This is a genomic window from Janthinobacterium algoris (assembly GCF_051380935.1).
GTDB lineage: Bacteria > Pseudomonadota > Gammaproteobacteria > Burkholderiales > Burkholderiaceae_D > Janthinobacterium.
In genome coordinates this window covers 60919-86591 of record NZ_JBNYXZ010000015.1, presented here as the reverse complement: position 1 = coordinate 86591, position 25673 = coordinate 60919, and the positions used below count along the sequence as shown (strand labels likewise).

The window sequence follows — 25673 nt, the reverse complement described above, 5'->3', positions numbered from 1 at the left end:
TGATGTATTGAGTTGGTGTTGTAGTTAACTATAACAGTGAAAATCCAAATGTCAACAGTTCGATGTTTTTTTAATCATATGGAAACTATGATGTTGCGTTTTTGAAAAAATTACTTGATAGCTTGTGGCACATATTGTCGCCAGTCACCAAGAAAGCAGCAATGATCAATCGATATGATGAGTTGCAAAACCTATTCAGACGCGCCGGCTGTGGCGTCGCGCTGTTGGCCGTATTGAGTGCCTGTGGCGGCGGCTCAGGCGGCGACACGGCCACGCCGTCCACCACGCCTGCCGTCGAAACGCCGCGTTACCTGCTGGGCGGCACGGTCAGCGGCTTGCTGCCTGGTGCCAGCGTCGTGTTGACGAACGGTACAGATAAAGTGACCGTCACGGCCAACGGTCCCTTCAGTTTTGCCGGCAAGCTGGCGGCGGGAGCCAGTTATGAAGGCAAGGTCGACAGCGCTTCCGCGGGCCTGGGCTGCAGCATCGCGCAAGGCGCGGCGACCATGGGCAGTGCGGATGTCAGCACTTTGGTCGTGCGTTGCCTGCCTGTTTTGCTGGCGGGGGTGCAGGAGAAAATCCAGCAGGTGGCAGGTATGGTCAGCGATGCCGCTGGTAATTACTATATCGCCGATGCGGGCAATCAGGTCATCCATAAATTGGGAATTGACGGCACCTTGAGCGTGTATACGGGGGTGATGGGCAAGCGCGGCGCAGATGACGGCCCGGTGTCGAACGCGACGTTTTCCTTTATTGGAGGGAGCCGTCTGGCCATCGACCGCCAGGCGAATCTCTTTGTGAGCGATTATTGCCACGCCGTGCTGCGTAAGATCACGCCGGAGGGCGTGGTCAGCACGGTTGCCGGCCAGCGGCGCAGCAGTTGCGAAGCCGATGATCTTGAGCCCGCTTCAGCGTATGTGGATGGGCAGGGGGCGCAAGCTCGTTTTGGCTTGCTTGGCAGCCTGATCACGGACGCGAATGGTGATGTGCTGCTGGTGGATATCCACAAGAACGCCATACGCCGTGTCACCGCAAGTGGCCTGGTCAGTACGTTGCCGTGCGCGTATGCTCTCATGCCGGAAGTGCCCAGCGACTTTCGGCGCGTGGGCCGATTGGCGATCGATCCTGCCGGTAACGTGTATTTTAGTGATGTTACAGGAGCTTATATATTCCGCATCGAGAATGGTGTTGCGGTCAAGGTGGCGGGGAACCGCTCGCAGGCGGGATCGGTTGACGGTATCGGCGGCGCTGCCAGCTTCTCCCGCATTGGCAGCATGCACTTCAACCGTGATGGCGCGTTGTTGCTGGTCGATGGTGCCACTGTCCGCAAAGTGCAGGCTGACGGCAAGGTGACGACCTTATTCGGTGCTGGCCTGCATGATGCGAATGGCCAGGCAGCAGGCTTCAAACAGCTCAGTGCAATGCTGCTGGAACCGTCCGGTGCCCTGGTCGTCTATGACCAGGGCCGGCATATGCTGCGTAGGCTGGATCAGGATGGGATACTGTCGACCCTGCCAGCCTTGTCTGGGCATATCGGTCTCGTCGATGGTGTGGGTGCTGCGGCGCGTTTGACACTGGGCTATGCAAGAGCCGTTGTGGCGGATGTGGCGGGGAATGTCTACCTGGCCGACGACGTTAACAAGGTCATACGCCGCGTGGCGCCCGACGGTGCGGTCAGTATCTTCGCGGGTATTGCCGGCCAGGACGGCAGCGTCAATGGCGCGCGTGGAACCGCAACCCTGGAGGGACCGGTGGCCATGGCATTTGACACGAAAGGCGACCTGTATTTCGCCGACCAGTACCATGGACAGCCTTGGCTCACTTTACGCAAGATCAACAAGCAGGGGGAAGTGTCAAGTATTGCGGCCTTGCCAACTTCACATGGCACTCGCTTCGCGCTGGCGGTCGACCAGAAAGATAATATTTATTGGGTGCACAATGTAGGCAACGGTATCTATCGGCGTCCGCCGGGCGGCGAGTTTTCCTTGTTTATGCCATACGATAATGCCTTGAAGGCATTGAATGGAAAGATAGGTACGCGTGACTATATTTCGGCCGCCACCCTGGCCGTCGACAGCCAAGGGGGGCTTTACTTTGAAGACGTTCAGCACCATGTGATCTTCAAGCTTGCGCAGAACGGTGATGTCAGTCACTTTGCCGGCACAGCTCTGCAGAGTGGAGGCAAGGATGGGCCGCCCGGAATCGGGCATCTTCCGTCATCCGACTATTTTCCGTTGATGATAGACGCCAACGACAATCTGTACACGGGGGGCCAGGACGCGATACGCAGAATCGACACTACCGGTGTGATTTCGACGCCGCAACTGGGTTGGGGCTCTCCTGTACTGAGCACCTTCGCCATTGGCAGGGGCGTGCTGGGCGTGCTATATGGCTTTACTGCTCAGGCCGTGATCCAGACGCCCCTGCCCTAGCTGCACAGTTGTGCGGCTGCCAAGTCCATCAGCCGCGCCTGCAAGTCCAGCGCATTGAACAGGGCGGCCCCGGCCGCCGTGTTGTCGAAGATGCACCAGCTGCCTGTCTGTGTCTGTTCTTGCAAGGAGGTGGCCAGGTTTGCCAGATAGTCGGCCGGGTAGTCAGAGTAATAGATTCTCGGGCTGCCGTGCAGGCGGAAATACGCCGCGCTTGTCGTCGGCACGTGCGGACCCGGCTGGCCGGCGGGCGGATCGGCCCGTACGCGGGTGATGCGTTGCATCGTCAAAAGCTCGGTCGCGCCTGCCTCGAACCAGCTGGTGTGGCGCGCCTCGCAAGCGAGCATGCCGTCGAAGCGCTGGCGCAGCGCACTGAAAAAAGCGGCGGCCACGTCCGCCTCGAAACGCAGGCTGGGCGGCAACTGCACCAGCACGCAGCCCAGCTTACTTCCCAGTTGCATGACTTCTCCCGCAAAGCGTTCCAGTTCCGCCGTGCCATCGCGCAAACGCCGTTCGTGCGTGATGCTGCGCGGCAATTTCACGCTGAAGCGGAAATGCTCGGGCACGCTGGCGGCCCAGCGCGCGTAGGTGGCGCTCTGGTGCGGACGGTAGAAGGAACTGTTGATTTCCACGCAAGACAATACGCGCGCATAGCGCTGCAAATGGCTGCCATCGAGGGGAAAGTGGCTGGCGGCGGCGCTGGAAAGGTTCCAGCCGGCCGTGCCGATGTAGAGAGTGTGCATGGCGCCATTACAGCGCAGGCTGACCTATGACGCTATCGGACTAAACCCCGTGGCGGAGTCAGCTTTCGCCTAGTCGATGACGTTGCCGTTCAAGTCATGGCGCGTGATATTGCCGCGCGCATCAATGGCGATCCAGCCGCCACGTGGCTGTTCCGGCGGTGTCACGTCGCATTCCCAGTCGGGCAAGACATAGCGCAAGGTATTGTCGACTTTATGCACGGCAGGGCGGTGCGTATGGCCGTGAATCATCACAGTGCTGGCATGTTCGGCAAACACTTGCGCGACGGCATCGGGTGTGACATCCATGATGTCCATGGATTTTTCGCCATTGTGCTCGCGGCTGCTCTGACGCAAACCGTCGATGATGGCCTTGCGCTGTGCCAGCGGCATGGACAGGAACTGTTTTTGCCACGCGGGCTGGCGCACCATGGCGCGAAACTCCATGTATTGCACGTCTTTCGTGCATTCGGCGTCGCCATGCAGCAAGACGATGCGCCGGCCGGCAATGTTCGCCACATGCGGTTCGCTGAGCAGTGTGGCGCCGGCGGCGGCGGCAAAGCCGGAGCCAACGAGGAAATCGCGGTTGCCGGCGATCCAGTACACGTGCACGCCAGCATCGCTGATGGCGCGAATGGCTGCCGTCATGCGCGCATTGAACGGGTCTTCCAGGTCATCGTCACCGGCCCAGTATTCGAACAGGTCGCCTAATAGATACAGCGCGTGCGCATATTGCGCATGGTGTTCCAGGAAAGAAAGAAACGCCGCGCTGGTGCGCGGGTGCGAGCTCTGCAGATGCAGGTCGGAAATAAAGAGTGCGGCAGGCATTGTCATCGTTCAACGCTCCCAAAAAGTGAAGTGCATGGAGAGGCGCAAACGCTGCAATGCCTGTTATTCATGATGCCAGAGCCGTATTAAGCGGCTTCGACTTTCTCGATGACAACATCGGTCACTGGCACATCGGCAAACATGCCGGTGCGCGAGGTTTTTACGGCGCGGATGGCGTCGACGACTTCTTTGCCGTCCGTGACTTTACCGAACACGGCGTAGCCCCAGCCGTCCTGGCCTGGATAGTCGAGGAAGCTGTTGTTCTTGATGTTGATGAAGAACTGGGCCGATGCCGAGTGCGGGTCCGACGTGCGGGCCATGGCCAGCGTGTAGGTATCGTTTTTCAGGCCGTTCTTGGCTTCGTTTTCCACGGTGGTGTCGGCAGGTTTTTGTTTCATGCCTGGCTCGAAACCGCCGCCCTGGATCATGAAGCCGTCGATGACGCGGTGGAAAATCGTGTTGTCGTAGTGACCGGCTTGCATATAGGCCAGGAAATTGGCAACCGTTTTCGGCGCTTTCTCGGCGTCCAGTTCAGCGGTGATCTTGCCCAGATTGGTGGTGATGATGACGGAGGTCATGATGATCCTTAATTAATTAGATGAAGAATGATTCGACGGCCCGCGTGGTTCAGGGCCGCAAAAACGCTATTTTACAGTTTTGCGGGCGCTGATTTGAGTAAAGTCGCCGATTCGATCACCACGGGGGTGACCGGCACGTTCTGGTGCGGTCCCTTGTCGGCAACGGCCACGGCCTTGATCTTGTCGACCACGTCCATGCCGCTGACAACTTTGCCGAACACGGTGTAGCCGAAGCCGTCGCGGCCAGGGTAGTCGAGCGCGCCGTTATTGCCCACGTTGATGAAGAATTGCGACGTGGCCGAATGCGGGTCGCCCGTGCGTGCCATGGCGATGCTGTAGCTGACGTTTTGCAAGCCGTTTTGCGCCTCATTCTTGATCGGCGCTTTTGTTGCTTTCTGCTTCATGTTCTTGTCGAAGCCGCCGCCCTGTATCATGAAGCCATCGATGACGCGGTGAAATACGGTACCCTTGTAGTAACCGCTGTTAACATACTGCAAGAAATTGGCCACGCTTTTCGGGGCTTTTTCCTGATCCAGTTCCAGCACGATCTCGCCCATGCTGGTTTTCAGGGCCACGTGCGGCGTGGGGGCGAGGGTAGCCGAAGGGGTTGCAGGTGCGGCTGCCACGACGGCGCCGCCCAGCGTGAGGCCGGCAAACAGGGTGCAAAAGCGGGCCAGGAAAGACAGGCGTTTCGATGTGAGTTCTTGCATGAAGGTGTCCTTGATCGTTATTTTTCTCTAAACTTGCTGTCGTACTAAAGAAATGAGTTTCGGTTGAACATCGTAAAAACCTGATCCATATCGGGCCAGTCTGGTTTTTATCAATGTTATACTTGACCGCTAAGGCCCTAATTCTAACAAACAAGAACAACACTATAGCGGCTCGACCAGTCTTGGCGCACACGGCAGTTCAGTGGCGCGGCACCCCCGGTGTCCGCGCCTGTCTGTCGTTTTGCCAGGCTGGCGACCGCTCCACTTGCAAAGTACGATGAGCAATTTAAAGATTTACAACACCCTGGCTCGAGAGAAGCAGGTATTCGTCCCGATGGAAGCTGGCAAGGTACGCATGTACGTCTGCGGCATGACCATCTACGATTATTGCCATATCGGTCATGCGCGCATGATGATGGCCTTCGACGTCATCTACCGCTGGCTGAAAGCCTCCGGTTTCGACGTCACCTATGTGCGCAACATTACGGACATCGACGACAAGATCATCCGCCGCGCTGTGGAAAACGGCGAGACGATTTCACAGCTGACGACGCGTTTCACCCAGTACATGGATGAAGACACGGCCGCGCTGGGCATCTTGACGCCCGACCACACACCGCGCGCCACCGACTACGTGCCGCAGATGCTGCGCCTGATCGAGCAGCTGGAAGCGAAGGACCTGGCTTACCAGGGTGCGGATGGCGACGTCAATTACGCCGTGCGCAACTTCCCCCACTACGGCAAGCTGTCGGGCAAGTCACTCGACGACCTGCGCGCGGGTGAGCGCGTCGACGTGAACACGGGCAAGCGCGATCCGCTCGACTTCGTGCTGTGGAAGTCGTCGAAAGAGTCGGAGCCGGAAGAAGTTAAATGGGATTCGAAGTGGGGCAAGGGCCGCCCGGGTTGGCATATCGAGTGCTCGGCCATGTCGTGCGCTCTGCTCGGTGAACAGTTCGACATCCACGGCGGCGGCGCGGACTTGCAATTTCCGCACCACGAAAACGAAATCGCCCAATCCGAAGGCGCGTTCGGCCATACCAGCGTGAATTACTGGATACATAACGGTTTCGTACGCCTGGACAATGAAAAAATGTCCAAGTCGCTCGGGAATTTCTTCACCATCCGCGAAGTGCTGCAAAAGTTCGATGCCGAAGTGATTCGCTTCTTCATCCTGCGCGCGCACTACCGCAGCCCCCTCAATTACTCGGACGTGCACCTGGACGACGCCCGTTTGTCGCTGACGCGTTTGTACACGGCGCTGGCCGACGTGCTGGTGGAAGAGGGCGCCATCGACTGGAGCGAAGCGCATGCCGCCCGCGTGGCCGAGGCGATGGATGACGATTTCAACACGCCGCTGGCCGTGGCCGCCTTGTTCGACCTGGCGACGGAAGTCAATAAGCACAAATCCCCGGCCCTGGCGCGCCAGCTGAAAGGCCTGGCGGGCGTGTTCGGTTTGCTGGAGCGTACGCCGCAGCAATTCCTGCAAGCGACCGTCGGCGCTGCCGCCGGTGGCGAGGATGAAGCGGCCGGCATCGAAGCGGCTATCGCGGCGCGCAGCGCGGCGAAAAAGGCGCGCGACTTTGCCCAGTCCGACAAGATCCGCGCCGAACTGTTGGCGGCAGGCATCATTCTCGAAGATAAGCCTGACGGCTCGACCAACTGGCGCCGCGCATGATGGCTACGTCCAGGGAAAACGGGGAAGCGCCCATGGTGACGGACTTGGCGCAAGCGATCCAGGTGCCGCACTATTGGGAAGAGGCGAAGATCGAGCTGATGAAGCGCGACCGCATCATGAAAAAGCTCATCCCGCAATTTGGCGACCTGCACCTGGTCGGCCACAGCGACCCGTTTACCACCCTGGCCCGTTCGCTGGTGGGCCAGCAGATTACGCCCAAGGCGGCGGATGCTGCCTGGAAAAAGCTACTGCTGGCTTGCCCGAAATGCACGCCGACGCAAGTGCTGAAGGCGGGCGCCGAGCAGCTGTCCGCTTGCGGCTTGTCCAAACGCAAGACCGAATACATCCTCGACCTGGCCGACCATTTCAAGGCCAAGCGCGTGCACGCCAGCCAATGGGACCAGATGGATGACGAAGCCGTCATCGCCGAACTGGTGCAAATTCGCGGCATAGGGCGCTGGACAGCGGAGATGTTTTTGATATTTAATCTGCTGCGACCGAATGTCTTGCCGCTTGACGACCCCGGTTTGATCCAGGGCATCAGCGTCAATTATTTCTCCGGCGAACCAGTTTCCCGCAGCGATGCGCGCGAAGTTTCCGCCAATTGGGAACCGTGGCGCACCGTTGCCACTTGGTATTTGTGGCGCAGTCTCGACCCCGCAACTGCCGCTACTGCACCCGATGCAGCCCCCGGCGCAGCAGCCGGTACGGTAAAATAAACATAGATGACGCCGCGCGCCCTGGCGCCGTGGCCGGTAAAACCTGGAGGTACAATGACTAAAACGACTTTCCTCAATTTTGAACAGCCGATCGCGGAACTCGATTCCAAGATCGAAGAGTTGCGTTTCGTGCAAGACGATTCGGCCGTCGACATCTCGGAAGAGATCGACCGCCTGGCCAAGAAGAGCCAGCAGCTGACCAAAGATATCTACGCCAAGCTGACGCCTTGGCAAGTGGCGCAGATCGCGCGCCACCCGCAGCGTCCCTACACCATGGATTACGTGAATGAAATCTTTACCGATTTCCACGAATTGCATGGCGACCGCAGTTACGCGGACGATCTGTCCGTCGTGGGCGGCCTGGCCCGCTTCAACGGCCAGCCATGCATGGTCATCGGCCACCAGAAGGGCCGCGACACGAAAGAGCGCGCCCTGCGCAATTTCGGCATGCCGAAGCCGGAAGGCTACCGCAAGGCCATGCGCCTGATGAAAGTGGCTGAAAAATTCAACTTGCCCATCTTCACCTTCGTCGATACGCCAGGCGCCTTCCCCGGCATCGACGCGGAAGAACGGGGCCAGTCGGAAGCCATCGGCCACAACCTGTACGTGATGGCCGAACTGAAAGTGCCTTTGATCGCTACCATCATCGGTGAAGGTGGCTCAGGCGGCGCGCTGGCCATTGCCGTGGGCGACGCCGTGCTGATGCTGCAATACTCGACTTATGCCGTGATTTCGCCGGAAGGTTGCGCCTCGATCCTGTGGAAGAGCGCCGAGCGCGCTTCCGACGCGGCTGAAGCGCTGGGTCTGACTGCCCACCGCCTGAAAGCCATGGGTTTGATCGACAAGATCATCAACGAACCGCTGGGCGGCGCCCACCGCGATCCGAAACAGATGGCGACCATGCTCAAGCGCGCCCTGGCCGACACCTTGCGCCAGTTCCATGGCATGAAAACCAAGGACTTGCTGCAAGCGCGCCATGAAAAACTGTTGAGCTACGGCAAGTTCAAGGAAACCACGCCGAGCGAATAAGCCATTGCCGGCGCGAGTCGGCAGCAAGAACACCGGGGACAGGCTGCCAAACGACATGATTCGTTTGGCCACCTGTCCCTCTTTGCATTCCAGGAGTCATATGAAAAAGCAACAAACTGCCACCGTGCCCGATATCTTTGCCCGCGCGCTGGACGCCTGTGCGCCGACAGCCGGCAGCATGGTGGGCATTGCCCTGAGCGGCGGCCTCGATTCCGCGGCCCTGCTGCATTTGGCGCATGCCTGGGCGCAGGAGCAGGGAGTGACCCTGCGTGCGTTTCACGTGCACCACGGTCTGAGCCAGAATGCGGATGCCTGGCTGGCCCACTGCGAGCAGGCGTGCGCGGGGCTGGGCGTGCCCTTTGCGGCGCGCCGCGTGACGGTGGAAAAGAATGCGAAGACGGGCACGGAAGAGGCGGCCCGCAAGCGCCGCTACGCGGCCCTGGGCGAGCTGTGCGCCACGCATGGCGTGCGCCTGCTGCTGACGGCGCACCACCAGGATGACCAGGCTGAAACGGTGCTGCTGCAATTGCTGCGCGGCTCAGGCACGGCAGGCTTGTCCGGCATGGATGGCGCCAATAGCGCGCCCGAGCTGCTGGGCAATCCGGACCTGGTGATGGCGCGCCCCTTACTTTCCGTGGCGCGCAGGCAGCTCGAAGCGTATGTGGCGAAACATGCGATTGTGCATATCCACGACGAGTCGAACGACGATCCCCGCTTTGCCCGCAATGCTCTGCGGCATCAGGTAATGCCCGTGCTGGCGCAGGCCTTTCCCGGTTTCCAGGAGCGTTTCGCGCGTAGCGCCCAGCATGCGCAGTCGGCGCAGCGCCTGCTGACGGAACTGGCGACGCAAGATTTGCTCGCTTGCATCGAGGGCGACTGCATCGAATTGAGCAAGCTGCGTGAACTGAGCGCGGACCGCTGCTACAACCTGCTGCGTCACTGGTTCGGCACGCGCGGCTTGCGCATGCCGTCGACGGCATGGCTGGCGGAAATGCTGGCGCAATTGCTGGAAGCGCGGCCCGATGCGCAATTGCTGGTGACGCACCCCGAATGCCATGTGCGGCGCCACCGCGATCGGCTGTACCTGACGCCGAAGCTCGGTGATCTGGCCGGCATGCGCGACAAGAGTGACGCGAACATTCCCGGTCTGGAAAAAGCCAGCCAGCAATTTTCCTGGCAGGGCGAGGCCAGCCTGGCGTTTCCCGCGTATGGCGGTGTGCTGCATTTCGATGCGGTGGAAGCGGGTGGCCAGGGCATCGATATTGCCTGGTTGCAAGCTCAAACCTTGACCATCGATTTCCGCCAGGGCGGCGAGCGCCTGAAGCTGGCCCTGAACCGTCCCACCAAGAGCTTGAAATACCATTACCAGGCGTTTGACGTGCCGGCCTGGGAGCGCGAACGTCTACCCCTTGTCTGTGCGGCGCAACAATTGCTGTTCGCGGCGGGGATTGGCCTCGATTGCCATTGCCTGAGCCTGCTGGAGCGTCCCCGCGTGGCCTTGCGTTGGGTCTCCTGCTGAGCGTAAAGGCAGCCGCCACGGCCACTCTCGGGATGGCCGGAAAGTGGCTGTCCATGCGCTCCCGACTGCATGGATTGGTTATTTCCATATGCGCAATCGGTATGAGCTAATGCGCTTTTTAGCTTGTTATTTTGCATTGCGGCATGTAGAGTAAAGCCCTCTTTTTTATTCTTCTTGAGCGGAAACTTCACTCTTATGGCTTTAATCGTCCACAAATATGGCGGTACGTCGATGGGCTCGACTGACCGTATCAAGAATGTCGCCAGGCGCGTTGCCAAGTGGCACGACGCCGGGCATCAAATCGTGGTGGTGCCATCGGCCATGTCGGGCGAAACCAACCGCCTGATTGGACTGGCCAAGGAAATCATGGATCAACCCGATCCCCGTGAACTTGACATGATCGCCTCGACAGGCGAACAAGTGTCCGTCGGCCTATTGTCGATGGCACTGCTGGCGATCGGCAAACAAGCCGTATCCTATGCTGGCTGGCAAGTCGCGATCAAGACCGATTCCGCCTTTACCAAGGCACGCATCCAGTCGATCGATGACGAAAAAGTCAAACGCGACCTCGATGCGGGCAAGATTGTCATCATTACCGGTTTCCAGGGCGTCGACGAGAACGACAATATCGCGACCCTGGGCCGGGGCGGTTCCGACACCTCGGCCGTGGCCATCGCCGCCGCCATGAAGGCGGCCGAATGCCTGATTTTCACTGACGTCGACGGCGTCTACACGACCGACCCGCGCGTGGTTTCCGAGGCGCGCCGCCTGAAGACCATCACCTTTGAAGAAATGCTGGAACTGGCTTCGCTAGGTTCCAAAGTGCTGCAAACGCGTTCGGTGGAATTTGCCGGCAACTACCGCGTTCCCACGCGCGTGCTGTCGTCGCTGACCGACCCGATGTTGCCGCTGGAAATAGAAGCCAATTCAGGCACCCTGATTTCGTTTGAGGAAGATACAAACATGGAACAAGCAGTCATCTCCGGCATCGCCTTCAACCGCGATGAAGCAAAAATCACCGTGCTCGGCGTGCCCGACCGCCCAGGCGTGGCTTACCACATCCTGGGGCCGGTGGCGGACGCGAACATCGAAGTCGACATGATCATACAGAATCAGTCGGTCGACGGTAAAACGGACTTCACCTTCACCGTTTCGCGCGGCGAATACACGCGCGCGCTGGCCGTGCTGGAAGCGAACCGCGAATCGTTGGGCGCGGCCAGCATCACGGGCGACGCGAAAGTGTCGAAACTGTCCGTCGTCGGCGTGGGCATGCGCAGCCATGTTGGCGTGGCATCGCAAATGTTCCGTACCCTGTCGGAGGAGGGCATCAACATCATGATGATCTCCACTTCCGAAATCAAGATCTCCGTGCTGATCGATGAAAAGTACATGGAACTGGCCGTGCGCGCGCTGCATAAAGCGTTCGAGCTGGAAAAAGCTTAAATATCTAAAAATATTGCCCCACGCCCTTGACCAAAGGGGGGGCAGTCGATATTATGACGTTCGTCGCTGCAGCGCAGTTAGCTACAGAGACATAGTTGAGTAATCAGCTAGGAGACGTGGCCGAGTGGCCGAAGGCACATCCCTGCTAAGGATGCATACGGCTTATACCTGTATCGTGGGTTCGAATCCCACCGTCTCCGCCAGAATCAAACAAAAAAGCCTCCCCTGCGGGAGGCTTTTTTGTTTGTCTGGACGGAACGGTGGGATTCGAAGGGCTGGGCCGTGCCGGCCCAGCCCTCTCCGAATCGCCCAAGCACCGCGCTGCGCGCGGGCCGTTGGCCGCGCAGCGGCCAACGCCGTCCCCTCACATCAGGCACTGGCAGCCAGCGCCCCATCGGCCCCATCCCCCTCAGCCATAAATGCAACAAGTGACTTAGTGTGAGTATTGACTCTTTGTCATTATGGATAATAGCAATGTTACTAATTTAAAAAAATTATATGCATGGCCAGCCATGCTTCCATTGCCGAGTCCAATCGAGGAGTTGTCATGTCCTATCGTCTTCCCCGCAGGCACGCGTTGCTGTGCCTGGCCGCCATGCCGTTTGCCTGCAGTACCGCCTTCGCTGCGGAAAGCAGCGTCAATCTCAATCTCGACCTCGATCTGAAGTCCGTGCCCAATGTCGAGCTGCGCCTGCTGCAGGAGCCGCCGAAACTGAAGGCGCGCGCCAGGCCTGCCAACCGCGCGGCGAGCAGTCGCGACGAGTTTGAAAAATCCTATGACATGTATATCCGCTATGCCAACGGCACCATCTATAACCCGACCACGGCCAAGCATGACAAGGTGCGCCTGCGTTCCTACCAGCAGACGAACGGCCTGGCGCTCGATGGACGCGACGAGAATGCCGCCACCTTCATGGCGCCCACCGTGGTGATGGCGCCGGGGCAGACCGTGCGCTTCAAACTGTACAACCAGTTGCCGGCGCTGCCTGCCGAGCAGTGCGCTACAAAAGATATCAATGCGGCGCGTCCGCGCGGCTGCTTCAACGACACCAATCTGCATTCGCATGGCTTGTGGGTCTCGCCTTCTGGCAATAGCGACAATGTGTTGATATCGATCAAGCCTGGTGTGGATTTCGAGTATGAATACAATATTCCCATCGACCACCCGGCCGGGACGTTCTGGTATCACCCACACCAGCATGGCGCGACGGCGATGCAGGTCGCCAGCGGCATGGCCGGGGCGCTGGTGGTCGAAGGCGAGCGTTATCCGACCGCCACGGCGAATGGCGACCTTGACGTCGTGCTGAAACAGTTCCAGCCCGATGATGGCAGTGGCAGCGCCGGCGAAGTGATGCTGCTACAGCAAATTCCGTATGACTGCCCCAGCAACAGCCTGGTGTCGGCGAGGCCGTGCGACAAGGATGCGGTGGGCGTGCTGGAGGATTTCGATCAGGTCGAAGACAAGAATGCCTGGCTGAAGTCGGGCCGCTATACCTCGGTCAATGGCAAGGTGCAGCCGGTGCTGAAGATGAAGACGCAGCGCCTGTATCGCTGGCGCATGATCGACACGGGTTTCCAGGCAACCGTGGTGCTGCGCATCCGCCGCGCGAATGATCCGCAAAAGCTGTTCAAGGCGCTCAGCGTGGCCAACCAGGACAAGGACGTGATGGATTTGTGCGATAGCGAGGACGTCACGCAGTTCGAGGTGGCCAGCGACGGCTTGACGCACGACCGGATCATCCCCAAGACGCTCAATTACCTGCAACCGGGCTACCGCAGCGATATCCTGTTTTCGCTGCCGAAAGCCGGCGCCTATTGCGTGTATGCGGAAACCAACGTCAACAACATGACGACAATGCATGACGTCAACAACACGCGCTTGATCGGCGTGATCGCCGCCAAGAGCAACGCCAAGGCATCGGCCCGCGCCAGGGCGGGCGAGTCGCCGCGCGAATTCCTGCTGGCCGAGTTGCGCAATGCCGTCAAGAGCCTGCCCGGTGCCCAGTTGCCCGATAGCGTCAAGAGCACCATCCTCGGCGACCTGCAGGATGGCCTCAAGCTCGGCAAGTTCGTCCCGCATGCCAGTTTCAGCGCGGCGGCAAAGGACGCGATGCGCGGCAAGACGAAAGAGTACGCGACCTTCAATATTGCCACGGTGGACGGCAAGACCCGTTTCATGGTGGAAGGCAAGCCGGAAGACTCGCCGACCCCCGAGATGAAGTATGTCTATGATCCGCACCGCGTCGACCACACGCTGGTGCTGGGCACCGAGCAGATTTGGGAGCTCGCTTCGAAGAATGGCAACCATCCCTTCCATATCCACGTCAACCCCTTCCAGATCATCGGCATCACCCGCACCGACGGCGGCACGGTCGATGCGCAGTACCAGGATCTGATCGGCACGTGGAAAGACACCTTGCTGGTGATGGAGAACCACAAGATCGAGATTGCCACGCGTTATCAGCGCTACATCGGCGAATACGTGCTGCATTGTCACATCCTCGAGCATGAAGACCAGGGCATGATGCAAAACGTCAAGGTGGTGCTGCCGGATGGCAAGGGCGGTGGCGACGTGGGCGGACACGGCCACTGAGCGTTCCTGGCGCAAGCGCGCTTGCCGCGCTTGCGCCCCTTCCAACCTGTCTCTGGAGCATCTGCCCATGTTACGCATGAAAACCTTGACCTTTTCCCTGCTGGCTGGCCTGGCGTGCACCGGCGCCCAGGCCGGCGCCGACACGGGCGCGCTGGCTGTCGCCCGTTGCAGTCCCGCGTTGTTGGCCCAGGCGGAGCAGGGCGGCGCGCGCGTCGTGCGTTACCGCAAGAATATCGATGACTTGACTCCGGCCGAGCTTGACGCTTTCAAGCATGCGGTGAGCGAGATGAAACGCAAGAGCCAGGAAAACGTGTACGACCGGCGCGGCTTCCTGTGGCAAGCCTGGGTGCACAACTGTCCGTCCGTCGATGTGTTCAACGACCGCCAGGCATCCCTGCCTGGCGAGGGCTTGAAGTGGCTGCTGAGCGACCCGTCGCGCAATAGCTGCGATGTTGCCTATTTCCTCGACAAGCCGCCGACGCAGGACAATGCCCATCTGGAATTCCCGGGCGAGTGCGAACACCAGAAAAATACCTTCCTGCAATGGCACCGGGCGCAGCTGTATTTCTATGAGCAAGCCTTGCAGGCCGCCGATCCGAATGGCGAGCGGGGACCGAGCACGCGCAATGTCGCGCTGCCGTACTGGAACTTCACTCGCAAGCCCAGCGGCGTGCGCTATCCGAAAGCCTTCGAGGACGTCGATTCGCCGTTGTATGACTCGACCCGCATCAAGGGTAGCCTCGACAGTTCCATGGCCACCGCCTCGCCGAACTTGCTGGGCTACCAGATCTACTACATGGACTGGAACAATTTCGGCGGCGACGAGTATGGCAGCGGCGGCGGTGGCAACCTGGAAACGCGCATCCACAATCACATGCACGCCTTTTACATGGGCGGCAATATGGGGGACAACATCACGGCAGGCCTGGACCCGCTGTTTTACGCCTTCCATAATTTTCTCGATTACAGTTTTGAAAAATGGCTGGATGAGCATGGCGACAGCGGCATCCGGGGCAGCGGCCGCAACACCTTCCTGCGCAGCGAACAGGATGCCGGCCTTGCCAGGCCCGTCGGCTGGAATGCGGGCGATGGCGATCCGCAGCGGACCGATTCGGGCAGCTATACGGCGAACATGGGGCAGGCCGGGATTTACTTCGACGCCATCAAGCAGGGGTATGGCTTCCAGCCCACCTATGGCGGCGAGTTCGTGCGGAAAAAGGACTTGCAAGCACTGATCGATCAGCGTCAGCAAGCCGGTTTCGCCTTTGGCGATAACCAGAAAAGCCTGTTCGCCGCCCTGTTGAGCGATGAGGCCAGCGATGGCACGGTCGCCCGGCCCGACGTCGTCCTGAACGGCAGCTATACCGTCGCCAGGGCGCCGCTCGCCAAAGACAAGCGCGCCAACTTGCACCTGGATCGCGCCCATGCCATGGAAGACTACAGTTTCCAGGCCGATGTGTATCTGCACCCTGCGAACGTGGCCGTGCGGCTCGGCGACAAGCAGTTCCGCGACCGTTACCTGATCACCAGTACCAGCCACTGGGCGCTGTCCGGCACGCATGCGCACAAGGCTTACGCCATCGACGTCGATATCACCAGCATCGTCGACAGCCTGGTGCCCAGGAAGCGCGGCCAGACATGGCGCATCACGACGGCCATTACCACCAATGACAAGGGGCGCGGCCTGATCCGGCAAGACGATTTCTCCAAACCGTCGGTCGCCATCGTCGATCGACGCTCGCCTCCCCAGCCCAGCTATGAAGGAGTGAAATGATGAGCGCGCCAAAAAGCTTCAAACGCGATGTACAAGGCGTGTTTTCCAAATATGTCGCGGATATGAACAAGGTCAAGCTGAACAACCCTTCGTCCTCGGGCGTGCGCCTGCTGCGCCTGAACGAGTATGAGAGCGTGAAGGATTTCTACTACCAGATTCAGGTGGCCCTGCATGGCTACGACTATGACACGGCGAGCGGGACGTGGCTGGTGAGCGCCGCGCACCGCCTGCCGCAACGGGGCGGCAAAGAGGGCGAGTATGTCCAGTCTGCGCCCCATCCCATGCCGCCTGACGGGCCGATGCCGCAAGAAGGCATCGACATGTTCGACCAGTGGGTGCGGGACGGCATGCAGCCGTAAGTTTCGCGTGCCTGGCGGCACAGACATCTTCGATTACCAGGAGTTCAGCATGGCATACACCGCGTTAAGAATCCATCCGGCCATCGGCATCGCCCGTGTCGGCAACAGCGAAGAATATTATCTCGGTCCGGAAAGCATGGCGGGCATGGAGTTGCAGGGCAAGACCTGCACGGGGGGCTTGCCGATCCGGCCGGGCACGGAAGACACCACGATCCTCAGCACCGAACTGCGCGACGGCAGCGGGAAACTCAAGCGGCAGGCGGCGCGTTTCCGGATTTTTCAATATGCGTTCGATGACGCGGCGGGCACTGAAACGTACCCGCTCGGCAAGCAGGGCACGCCGGTCGAAGTGGTCATCGGCAGCATGGTCGATGGCAAGCGCGTCCAGGACATCGTGTGGACCGTGCACCTGGCCAACAAGAAGGCGAATAGCTGGCTGGGTGGCGATGGCGTCGCCCCCTTTGAGCATGGCCGCGCGCCGGACATGCGCAACAAGAACTTCATCGGCGACGAGCTGCAGCGCCGTACACTGCTGGTCATCGACGCGGGGCCGCGCACGCTACTGGCATCGCGCCAGGCGGTGCTGCAGTTTGACGCCGCCACCGAACCTTCCTGCGTGAATGCCGACAGCGGCGCCGTATGCGCCTTGCCCGCCTATCCCGTGTCGTTTCCCCGCAGCGGGCCGCCAGGCGCGGATGGTCATGGACCTGGCGCCATCACGGGCGGCATCATAGCCTCGCTGGGTGCCATCACGACGGAAAACAATGGCCGCCTGCTGGTACTGGGCGGCTATGGCAAGGCGTGCGGCTTTGACGCGCAAGGCAATTATTCCGCCAGTGCCAGCCTGGGCGACAATGTCAACAACGATCACTGGTTCGATGACGTGGCCGATGGTCCCGTCACGGCCAGCCTGGTCTTCGCCGACGGTAGCAGCCGTGCCGTCGAGGGTAGCGCCTGGGTGATCTCCAGCGACCCGTCGTATGCGCCGCAAACGGCCAGCGTGGTGTCGCTGTGGGACGACCTGTATTGCACCTGGCTGGAAAAGATGGCGCTGCGTCCCGCCATTTATGCGGACGGCAGTTATCAGGCCGCCTACCGCTGCGATTTCAGTACCGATGTGCAGCCGATCCTGCGCGCCGTCTCGCTACAAAAGTGGACCACCAGCCTGCCGCCGCGCGCGATCAAGGAGCATGACCGGCTGGGCAAGATGGCGGCCGACGGCTTGAAGGGCTACCGCATCATGAACTTCATCCGCGATCCGGACCAGCCGGAGCTGGCGACGGCGACGCCGCAAATGCCCTTGTCGCTGGGCGACGCGGGCAGCGGCCTGCTGACGCTGACGCGGGCGCAGTACTTTTTCATGAAGCAGTGGGCGCACGAGCACTATGCGCCGGCCGGCAGCGATGCCGTGCTGGGTGCCGGCGAGGCGCTGGACCGCACGGTCCTGTTCAACTGCCTGGGCGGCCGTTACAGTCCCGGCATCGAAATGAGTTTTATCGTGCGCGACCCCGGACTGTATAGGCAGGCATGGTGGCGCCACGACAGCGGCGGACCGTTCCGCATCAACGGGGAGCGCCTCGATTACCGCAAGGCCGTCAAGGACAAACCTTTTCTGACGGGCGGATACACGCCGCTGCGCGGCGAGGCGGTGCAGCCTGGCGACCTGTCCAAGTTCATGGCCCTGCCGTGGCATACGGATTACAACTCGTGCGCCACCCATTTGCCGGAAACGCCGCCCGGGCGCCAGTTGCTGAATAATCAGGAAGCGATCGATGCGGCGACGGCGACCCCTGGCAATGGCATCAATACGCTGCTGTACTCGTCCTGGCCGGCGCAGCGGCCTGTGGCCGTCTACACCTACGATGACGTCGTTGCCAGCGGCACGGATTTGCCGACGCCGCGTTTTTCCGTGCGGGGCAAGGGCACGCGGGCCGATGACGTGCCATCGACCACGCCCGCCGACGCGGAAATCGACCGGCCGGCCATGCATGTAGGGCGCTATCAGGACCGAGCGCAGTTCTTGCTGAACTGGCCGCGCATCGGGGTGGTGGTGCAAAGCACGGCCATCCCGCAGGCGCAGGGCAAGCAGAATATCTGCCGCGACTACTACCTGGAAGTCGAGAGCCTGTTCGACAGCGATGAAAGCAATCTGGTCGAGTATTGGCGCAACACGGCCATTGACAAGGTGTACCGGCCGAAGCCGCAGCCGAAACCGAAACTCTGATGCCGGCGCTTGCAGACCGTCCCGGCGCACCATCGCCATCGCAGCAACGCTACCGGGTCGCCATCATCGGCGGCGGCCCGGCCGGCTGCGCTTGCGCGCTGGCGCTGGCCCTGCATGGCGTGCACGACGTGCTCGTCATCGAGGCGGGCGATTACGCGCAATTTTGCATCGGCGAGAGCATTCCGCCCGAAGCCAACCGCCTGTTCCAGGTGCTGGGCATTGCGCAGGAGTTTTTCGCCGAGGCGCACGCGCCTTGCCATGGCAGCTGTTCCTGGTGGGGCAGCGACAAGCGCGGCTACAACGATGCGCTGATGCATCCGCTGGGCCACGGCTGGCATCTGGAGCGTTCCCGCTTCAACCGTTTCCTGGCCCGGCAGGCGCGCTTGCGCGGGACGGAGGTGCTGACGCGCGCCAGCCTGGTTGCGTCGGCCCCGGCACCAGGCGGCGGCTTTGCCCTGGAATTGATGCTGGGCGATCCGGCGCACCCGCAGCAGGCCACTATTCATGCCGACCTGGTGGTCGATGCCAGCGGCACGCGTGCCGTCTTCGCGCGCCAGCGCGGCAGCCGCAAGGTCGAAACGCTGCCGCTGGTATGCCTGGCCATGCGCTTCGCCGCGCCGGTTGGTGCCCGTTCCGGCCTCACGCACCTGGAAGCGGTCGAACATGGCTGGTGGTATGGCGCCCATCTGCCCGACGCCACCTTGCTGCTGGCGTTTTACAGTGACGCGGCCACTGTCAAGGCGCGGCGCTTACAGCAGTCCGGACACTGGCTGGCATGGCTGGCGGCCGCGCCCAACACGGCTGCGCTGGCCCGCGGCGCAGTGCCGCTGGCAGGCGGCGTGCAGAGTTTCCCCGCGCCGTCCTACTGCCTCGACCGGCTGCATGGCGATGGCTGGCTGGCCATCGGCGACGCCGCCTCGGCCTTCGATCCCGTCACCTCCCAAGGCATCGTCAAGGCGCTCGCCAATGGCATGGCGGCCGCTGGCGCCATCGCCGGCCACGCCACCCTGGGCGCGGTGGCGCAATCGGTGGCGCTGCGCCATGCGCAGTACCTGGCGCAGCGCCGGCAATACTATGCATGGGAGCAGCGCTGGCCTGCTGCGCCGTTCTGGCGCCAGTTGCACGCCGGTGCGCAGGCTGCGGCTTCCTGAGGCAGGCAGTCTACTGCGCGCGCGTTTGCACCTTGAGCGACCGCATTCCAGTCTTCAAGCCCAACAAGCGCGATTCAATTGAATCATGTGCCGGAAAGAAATATACAAAATAGCTAATATGAGCGCTTTGATTGCGTGCCGCAGGTGCTTTCCGGCCGTCATCGTCTTTCCACGTGAACCGGAGCAAGCATGAGTACGATGAAATGCGCGGCCGCTGTGGCCCTGTGCGCCAGCCTGTCGCCCGCCATGGCGGCGTCCACCCCGGCCGCACCGCCGTTCCTTGATGTGCTTGTCTATCAGTACGCCAATTGCGTCCGGCTTGCCTATCACCAGGCCGATCTGCTGGTGCAGGACGGGACGGGGCGCTACCAGATCGACGTCAAGGGCGAGGCCTACACGGTCGAATTGCAGGAACGCATGGGCTTTTCGCTGCAGGCGGGCATTGGCGGTCCCGTGGCGGCCGTCGTCAAGCTGGACCGGCCACCCAAGGGGCAGTTCGAGGAGCAGGCGCGCTGGCGCGAACGCTGGCTGCGCGATGTGGCTGAGCGCAGCGGCGTGGCGCTGGAAGAGAGGACGCTTGAGGGCGGCGCGCGCCTGCTGACCGTCAACAAGGGAGAGATCAAGGGCAATTATGTGGGCCAGTCCCTGTTGATCGATCCGGCACGGCTGTTGTTCATCGACATGGCATGGCCGAACACCCTGGACATCTATCGCGGCCCCGACGGCTTGCGGCAGGTGCGGCAAGTGCAGGATGACGTCTGGAAGCGCATGCTGTCCTGCCCGCCTGCCGCATGATGCGACGGCGCTCGCATGCCCCTCGCGCGCACGCGCATACACAAATAGTAATGATTCTCATTTATAATGTCGAGCTATGGCGTAGCGATGGGCTGGCGCCACGGCGCCATGGGCGGTGAAGGAGGGCATGATGGGCAGTGTGTATGGCAACGAGGACGCGATTGCGCATGAGCATCGCGTGCTGATGGGCGAGTATGGGCGGGCGCAGGCCCGTTGCAGTGCGCAACTGGCTGCACAGGCGGCCCGCATCGCGCAGCTGGAATCGGAATTGATGTGCGCGCGGGCGCAAGTCGTGATCCGCGATACAAAGCTGGCGCTGGCGCGCGATGAGCTGGCCGAACTGGCGGCCAGCGTGCCGGGCTTGCCGACGCGTGCCCGGCTGGCCCGCAAGGTCGAGTGGCTAGGTGAAAGAGTCCAGGATCTGATGCGCGAATTGCTGCGCCTGCAATGGCTGTCCGCGCCTTCCGTCGTGCCCGTGCCCGCCCTGCAGGCCGACGTGCGCGAAAAAGCCGTGCTGTATGTGGGCAGTTATCTGGACCAGAATGCGGGCCAACAGGCCGTCGGCGCCAACGTGGCGCAGCTGGCCATCGAACAGGCAGGCGGGCGCTTCCTGCACCACGCGGGCGGCGATGATGGCGCTGACGATGCGGCGGCGCTGGAAGCGGGCCTGGTGGCGGCCGACCTGGTGATTTGCCAGACGGGCTGCGTCAGCCACGATGCTTACTGGCGCGTGCATGACCATTGCAAGCGCACGGGCAAGCAGTGCGTGCTGGTGGACCAGCCGCAAGCCATGCATTTCGTGCGCAAGGCGGCGCTGGCCGCTTCTTAACGTCCGCTTAATCCGCATGGGGCAGAATGGCCGTCTCTCGACGTTCCTGAAAGCGCCCATGCTGTCCCTGCAAATCGGTCCCCTGGCCCTGCCCACGGGCCTCGTCCTGCTGATCGTCTCCCTGTGCGTCGCCTATGGCGTGGCGTGGTGGTTGCGGCGCTATCGCCAACTGCCGGACGCCGGCCCCCTGGCTTCCGACCTGCTGATCGCCGGCCTGCTGGCGGCGCGCCTGGCGTTTGTCTTGCGCTGGCATGAACAGTATTTCAGCGCCCCCTTGGCGGCTCCCTGGTCCATCCTGAATATCCGTGATGGCGGCTTCATGGCGCCTGCCGGCATCGCTGCTGCAATGGCTATCGCTGCGTGGCGCTGCCGGCGTCCCGCCATGGCGGCCATGCGCCGGCCGCTGGCCATCAGCGTGACGTCCGGCGCGCTGGCCTGGGGTGTGTTGAGTGCAGGGATATCGCTGGCGTACGACAAGCCGACGGCCTTGCCTGTCGTGGCACTGCAAACTATCGATGGCGCACCGGTGACTCTGGCGGCGCTGGCCGGCGGCAAGCCCATGGTGGTCAACCTGTGGGCCAGTTGGTGCCCGCCATGCCGGCGCGAGATGCCCGTGCTGGCGGCGGCGCAGCAGGCGCGCGCCGATATCGTTTTCGTGTATGCGAACCAGCGCGAGGATGCGGCGGCCGCCAGCGCTTTCCTGGAGAGGAGCGGCGTAACCCTGCGCAATGTGGTGCTCGACAGCGAGGCGGCGCTGGGCAAGGCGGCAGGTTCCTCGGCCCTGCCCACCACCCTGTTTTATGATGCCCATGGGCGCCTGGTCGATACCCACCTGGGCGAATTGTCCGATGCTTCGCTGGCCAGCAAGCTGCAAAAGATCGCGCCGCCGTCCTGACGTGGCATGTCTTTGCACATCCTGTTGATGCAGCCGCCATCGTTCCCGATGCGCGGCTTTTTTTTTATCGCTGGCCGCCGGTCGGTTCTTTCTGATAGTATACCCCCCTATAGTATTTATCGAGATAAAATCATGGGACACACGGCGCACAACAAGACCAAGCTGCTCAATCGCGTGAAGCGCATCCGCGGGCAGGTAGAAGGCCTGGAGCGGGGCCTGGAAGAGGGCCGCGAGTGCGGCGAGGTGCTGCAACTGATCGCCGCCGTGCGCGGCGCCGTCAACGGCTTGATGGCCGAAGTCATCGAGGAGCACTTGCGCGAGCACGTGGCCAGCCCGACTATCTCCGGCGATGAACGGGCCAGGGGCGCCGACGACATCGCCGCCATCCTGCGCACCTACCTCAAATAATCCGTCGGAGAGACCAGCATGAAACTGCAACATATCGAAGAAGACCTGTCCGCCTGGCAGCACGAACACGTTTTTGGCGGGGCCAGCGACAAGGCGGAACGCCGCGCGCGCATCGTCATGTGGATCACCCTGGCGACCATGCTGCTGGAAATCGTCGCCGGCTGGTGGTACAACTCCATGGCCCTGCTGGCCGATGGCTGGCATATGAGTTCGCACGCGCTGGCCATCGGCCTGGCCGCGTTTGCGTACGCGGCGGCGCGCCGCTATGCGCGCGATCCCCGCTTTGCCTTCGGCACGTGGAAGATCGAGGTGCTGGCCGGCTACACCAGCGCCATCCTGCTGCTGGGCGTGGCCGTGCTGATGGTGGCCGCTTCCGTCGAACGGCTGTTCTCGCCGCAAGCGATACATTATCCGCAAGCCATGGCGGTGGCGGCCTTCGGCCTGTTGGTGAACCTGGTATGTGCGCTGATCCTCGGCGGGCACCACGACCACGACCACGACCATCAGCATGGACACGCGCATCACAATCACCATGATCACCATGGCCATGGCGAAGACCTGAACCTGAAGGCCGCGTACATCCACGTGCTGGCCGACGCCGCAACGTCCGTGCTGGCCATCGTTGCGCTAGCCGGCGCCTGGCTGTACGGCTGGCGCTGGCTCGATCCGGTGATGGGTATCGCGGGCGCCGTGCTGGTGGCGCTGTGGGCGAAAAAGCTGATGCACGAGACGGGCAAGGTCTTGCTGGACCGCGAGATGGACCACCCTGTGGTGGCGGAAATACGCGAGGCAGTGGAAGTGGAAAGCGCTGGCGACACGCCGCGCCTCGTCGACCTGCATGTGTGGCGCGTGGGCAAACAGCTGTATTCGTGCGCCCTGTCCGTGGTCAGCCGCGACCCCTCGCTGACAGCCGCCGAGCTGCGCGCGCGCATCGGCATTCACGAGGAAATTGTCCATAGCACCATCGAAATTGTTCACCGTCCTTGACAAGAATGGCGAAAAAAGCCCGCTGATGCAAGGCGTAGGCAGTATACTGTCGGCTTTTACAGCACGCGCTGTTCACCAGACAGAGAAGAAAATGAGCACATTACCACCATGCCCGCAATGCAAATCCGAATTCACGTATGAAGACGGCAGCCAGTTGATCTGCCCTGAATGCGCGCATGAATGGTCGGCCACGGCTGCAGAAGCAGCGGAAGATGGCGCCAAGGTATACCGCGACTCGGCCGGCAACATCCTGCAGGATGGCGACACGGTCAGCGTCATCAAGGACTTGAAATTGAAGGGCGGTGGCGGTGTCGTCAAGATGGGCACCAAGGTCAAGAATATCCGCCTGGTCGACAGCGACCACGATATCGACTGCAAGATCGATGGCTTCGGTTCCATGAGCTTGAAGACGGAGTTCGTCAAGAAAGTGTAACGCTTTTACCCGTAACACGGCGCGCTGGCTTCATTTCTGCGCGCCGTTTTTTTATTCAGAATCCATGCAAATCGACCATCTCCGCCAGCGCCTGCGCGCCTTGGGCGCCAAGCCTTTGCACGAACAACGCGTGCTGCGCGACTGGATACAGGCACAGCCGCACGACCAGGGCCGGCGCCGCGCCGAGGATTTCCTGCCGCTGCCCGTGCGTGATGCCCTGCCTGCGCTGGACGCCGAATTGCAGGGCATGCTGAAATTGCTCAGTAGCCATCCTGGCGCGGACGGTTCCGCGCGCCTGCTGGTGGGACTGCATGACGGCCAGACGGTGGAAAGCGTGCTGCTGCCGCGCGACGGCCTGTGCGTATCGAGCCAGGTGGGGTGCGCTGTGGGCTGCCAGTTCTGCATGACGGGCCGCGACGGCTTGATCCGGCAAGTCACCAGCGGCGAGATCGTGGCGCAGGTGGTGCTGGCGCGCACCCTGCGTCCCGTGAAAAAAGTCGTCTTCATGGGCATGGGCGAACCGGCGCATAATCTGAACAATGTGATGGAAGCGATCGAACTGCTGGGCACCGAGGGCAATATCGGCCACAAGAACCTGGTGTTTTCCACGGTGGGCGACCCGCGCGCGTTCGAGCGCCTGCCGCAAGGGCGCGTCAAACCGGCGCTGGCGCTGTCCCTGCACACCACCAAGCCGGAGCTGCGCGAACAACTGCTGCCGCGCGCACCAAAGCTGTCGCCGCGCGAACTGGTGGAGTTCGGCGAAGCGTATGCGCGCCTGACTGGCTACCCGGTACAGTATCAATGGACCTTGATGGATGGTGTCAATGATGGCGACGACGAGATGGATGGCATCGTGGCGCTCTTGCAGGGTAAATACGCCGTGCTCAACATGATCCCGTATAACACCATCGACGACTTGCCGTTCAAGCGCCCCAGTTGGGAAAAGGCGCGCGCCATTGCCGCCGCCCTGCACGCGCGCGGCGTGCTGACCAAATTGCGCGATTCGGCCGGGCAGGATGTGGAGGGGGGCTGCGGGCAGTTGCGCGCGCGCGCAGCAAAGGGGAAAGTCATTCCCATCCGCGCCAGCGCCGCTTAAACACCACCGAGCAAATCGTTTTCATTCAGTATCGCAAACGCGATCTCGGGATGCGCGGCCAGGCAGCGCCGCACGGCGGCCGGAATGGCGGCACGCGTCTTGCGGCACAGGCCAGGCTGCTCTTGCAGGCGGATATGGAAGCCGCGCACGGTGCGCACTTCGCCGCTGCCCGGCGCGATCTGCAATTCCACGCCCAGGTTTTTCTTCAGCAGCAGCTGCAGCTTTTGCAGCTGCGCATGCGTGGCGATGTCCTCGATGTGCGCCAGCAGGCGCTTTTCTTCCGTCAGGTTCAGACGCAGGATGGAAACGTCCGCTTGCGGATCGCGCAGCAAGCGCTCGCGCTCGCAGTCGCACAGCTGCGGCGGACACTCCTTGCGGACTTCAAAATCGACGATGCGCATGCTGGTGTTCCAGTGACGTTCCAATGGCGATCCCGGATCAATCAAGTAATCAAGTATC

The 25673-nt window shown here is 61.5% G+C and carries 23 protein-coding genes and 1 tRNA gene; 19 read left to right on the top strand and 5 right to left on the bottom strand.

Going from position 1 to position 25673, the window contains the following annotated elements; all coding sequences use genetic code 11:
* Positions 1 to 101 precede the first annotated feature (101 nt).
* Positions 102 to 2432: an NHL repeat-containing protein gene (locus tag ACQ4W7_RS21095; RefSeq protein WP_436533003.1), complete on the top strand. Its 2331-nt coding sequence runs from the start codon at positions 102 to 104 to the stop codon at positions 2430 to 2432.
* Here the strand turns inward: ACQ4W7_RS21095 and ACQ4W7_RS21090 are convergent.
* The 4 genes from ACQ4W7_RS21090 to ACQ4W7_RS21075 all read right to left on the bottom strand — a co-directional run bounded on the left by ACQ4W7_RS21090 (position 2429) and on the right by ACQ4W7_RS21075 (position 5285).
* Positions 2429 to 3172: a DUF72 domain-containing protein gene (locus ACQ4W7_RS21090; protein WP_436533001.1), complete on the bottom strand. Its 744-nt coding sequence runs from the start codon at positions 3170 to 3172 to the stop codon at positions 2429 to 2431. The genes ACQ4W7_RS21095 and ACQ4W7_RS21090 overlap by 4 nt on opposite strands.
* A 69-nt stretch (positions 3173 to 3241) precedes the next feature.
* Positions 3242 to 3997 (bottom strand): UDP-2,3-diacylglucosamine diphosphatase, encoded by a 756-nt coding sequence (locus tag ACQ4W7_RS21085; RefSeq protein ID WP_436532999.1) that lies wholly within the window; start codon positions 3995 to 3997, stop codon positions 3242 to 3244.
* Between the two features lie 86 nt (positions 3998 to 4083).
* Positions 4084 to 4575: a peptidylprolyl isomerase gene (locus tag ACQ4W7_RS21080; RefSeq protein ID WP_426072231.1), complete on the bottom strand. Its 492-nt coding sequence runs from the start codon at positions 4573 to 4575 to the stop codon at positions 4084 to 4086.
* Between the two features lie 71 nt (positions 4576 to 4646).
* A complete protein-coding gene (locus tag ACQ4W7_RS21075; protein ID WP_426072230.1) occupies positions 4647 to 5285 on the bottom strand; it encodes a peptidylprolyl isomerase in 639 nt (212 codons plus the stop codon).
* A gap of 277 nt (positions 5286 to 5562) precedes the next feature.
* On the opposite strand from ACQ4W7_RS21075, the gene cysS reads away from it, so the two are divergent.
* The 18 genes from cysS (at position 5563) to ACQ4W7_RS20985 (ending at position 25214) form a co-directional block, all read left to right on the top strand.
* Positions 5563 to 6960: a cysteine--tRNA ligase gene (gene cysS, locus ACQ4W7_RS21070; protein ID WP_436532996.1), complete on the top strand. Its 1398-nt coding sequence runs from the start codon at positions 5563 to 5565 to the stop codon at positions 6958 to 6960.
* Between the two features lie 32 nt (positions 6961 to 6992).
* The gene (locus ACQ4W7_RS21065; RefSeq protein WP_426072544.1) at positions 6993 to 7679 is read left to right on the top strand and encodes a DNA-3-methyladenine glycosylase family protein; all 687 of its coding nucleotides are present in this window, start codon (positions 6993 to 6995) and stop codon (positions 7677 to 7679) included.
* 54 nt (positions 7680 to 7733) lie between these two features.
* Positions 7734 to 8708: an acetyl-CoA carboxylase carboxyltransferase subunit alpha gene (locus ACQ4W7_RS21060; protein WP_426072228.1), complete on the top strand. Its 975-nt coding sequence runs from the start codon at positions 7734 to 7736 to the stop codon at positions 8706 to 8708.
* Positions 8709 to 8808: 100 nt separating this feature from the next.
* Entirely contained in the window at positions 8809 to 10227 is a 1419-nt protein-coding gene (gene tilS, locus ACQ4W7_RS21055; protein WP_436532994.1) for a tRNA lysidine(34) synthetase TilS, read from the top strand.
* A 195-nt stretch (positions 10228 to 10422) separates the two neighbouring features.
* Complete coding sequence (locus tag ACQ4W7_RS21050) at positions 10423 to 11670, top strand: aspartate kinase (RefSeq protein WP_426072226.1); 1248 nt, start codon at positions 10423 to 10425, stop codon at positions 11668 to 11670.
* A 110-nt stretch (positions 11671 to 11780) separates the two neighbouring features.
* Positions 11781 to 11873: transfer RNA gene (locus tag ACQ4W7_RS21045), tRNA-Ser, on the top strand.
* A gap of 344 nt (positions 11874 to 12217) precedes the next feature.
* A complete protein-coding gene (locus tag ACQ4W7_RS21040; protein WP_436532992.1) occupies positions 12218 to 14263 on the top strand; it encodes a multicopper oxidase family protein in 2046 nt (681 codons plus the stop codon).
* Positions 14264 to 14330: 67 nt separating this feature from the next.
* Complete coding sequence (locus ACQ4W7_RS21035; RefSeq protein WP_436532990.1) at positions 14331 to 16037, top strand: tyrosinase family protein; 1707 nt, start codon at positions 14331 to 14333, stop codon at positions 16035 to 16037.
* On the top strand, positions 16034 to 16396 hold the full coding sequence (locus tag ACQ4W7_RS21030; RefSeq protein ID WP_426074862.1) for a hypothetical protein: 363 nt from the start codon (positions 16034 to 16036) through the stop codon (positions 16394 to 16396). Before ACQ4W7_RS21035 ends, ACQ4W7_RS21030 begins: the two co-directional genes overlap by 4 nt.
* A gap of 49 nt (positions 16397 to 16445) precedes the next feature.
* Positions 16446 to 18620, top strand: coding sequence for a LodA/GoxA family CTQ-dependent oxidase (locus ACQ4W7_RS21025; RefSeq protein ID WP_436532988.1), 2175 nt, complete (start codon positions 16446 to 16448; stop codon positions 18618 to 18620).
* Positions 18620 to 19771, top strand: coding sequence for a tryptophan 7-halogenase (locus tag ACQ4W7_RS21020; protein ID WP_436532986.1), 1152 nt, complete (start codon positions 18620 to 18622; stop codon positions 19769 to 19771). The genes ACQ4W7_RS21025 and ACQ4W7_RS21020 overlap by 1 nt, the downstream gene beginning before the upstream one ends.
* 189 nt (positions 19772 to 19960) lie before the next feature.
* Entirely contained in the window at positions 19961 to 20566 is a 606-nt protein-coding gene (locus tag ACQ4W7_RS21015) for a hypothetical protein (protein ID WP_436532984.1), read from the top strand.
* Positions 20567 to 20696: 130 nt separating this feature from the next.
* A complete protein-coding gene (locus ACQ4W7_RS21010) occupies positions 20697 to 21395 on the top strand; it encodes a DUF2325 domain-containing protein (RefSeq protein ID WP_436533113.1) in 699 nt (232 codons plus the stop codon).
* A 58-nt stretch (positions 21396 to 21453) separates the two neighbouring features.
* Positions 21454 to 22290 carry a TlpA family protein disulfide reductase gene (locus tag ACQ4W7_RS21005; RefSeq protein ID WP_436532982.1) on the top strand — a complete coding sequence of 279 codons (837 nt, stop codon included), beginning with the start codon at positions 21454 to 21456 and terminating at the stop codon, positions 22288 to 22290.
* A 132-nt stretch (positions 22291 to 22422) separates the two neighbouring features.
* Positions 22423 to 22698, top strand: coding sequence for a metal/formaldehyde-sensitive transcriptional repressor (locus ACQ4W7_RS21000; RefSeq protein ID WP_426074867.1), 276 nt, complete (start codon positions 22423 to 22425; stop codon positions 22696 to 22698).
* Between the two features lie 18 nt (positions 22699 to 22716).
* On the top strand, positions 22717 to 23685 hold the full coding sequence (gene dmeF / locus ACQ4W7_RS20995; RefSeq protein ID WP_426074868.1) for a CDF family Co(II)/Ni(II) efflux transporter DmeF: 969 nt from the start codon (positions 22717 to 22719) through the stop codon (positions 23683 to 23685).
* A 91-nt stretch (positions 23686 to 23776) separates the two neighbouring features.
* On the top strand, positions 23777 to 24118 hold the full coding sequence (locus ACQ4W7_RS20990) for a zinc ribbon domain-containing protein YjdM (RefSeq protein ID WP_426074869.1): 342 nt from the start codon (positions 23777 to 23779) through the stop codon (positions 24116 to 24118).
* A 64-nt stretch (positions 24119 to 24182) separates the two neighbouring features.
* Positions 24183 to 25214, top strand: a complete 1032-nt coding sequence (locus tag ACQ4W7_RS20985; RefSeq protein WP_436532979.1) for an RNA methyltransferase — start codon at positions 24183 to 24185, stop codon at positions 25212 to 25214.
* Here the strand turns inward: ACQ4W7_RS20985 and ACQ4W7_RS20980 are convergent.
* Entirely contained in the window at positions 25211 to 25615 is a 405-nt protein-coding gene (locus tag ACQ4W7_RS20980) for a hypothetical protein (protein WP_436532977.1), read from the bottom strand. The two genes, ACQ4W7_RS20985 and ACQ4W7_RS20980, sit on opposite strands and share 4 nt — an antisense overlap.
* Positions 25616 to 25673 lie beyond the last annotated feature (58 nt).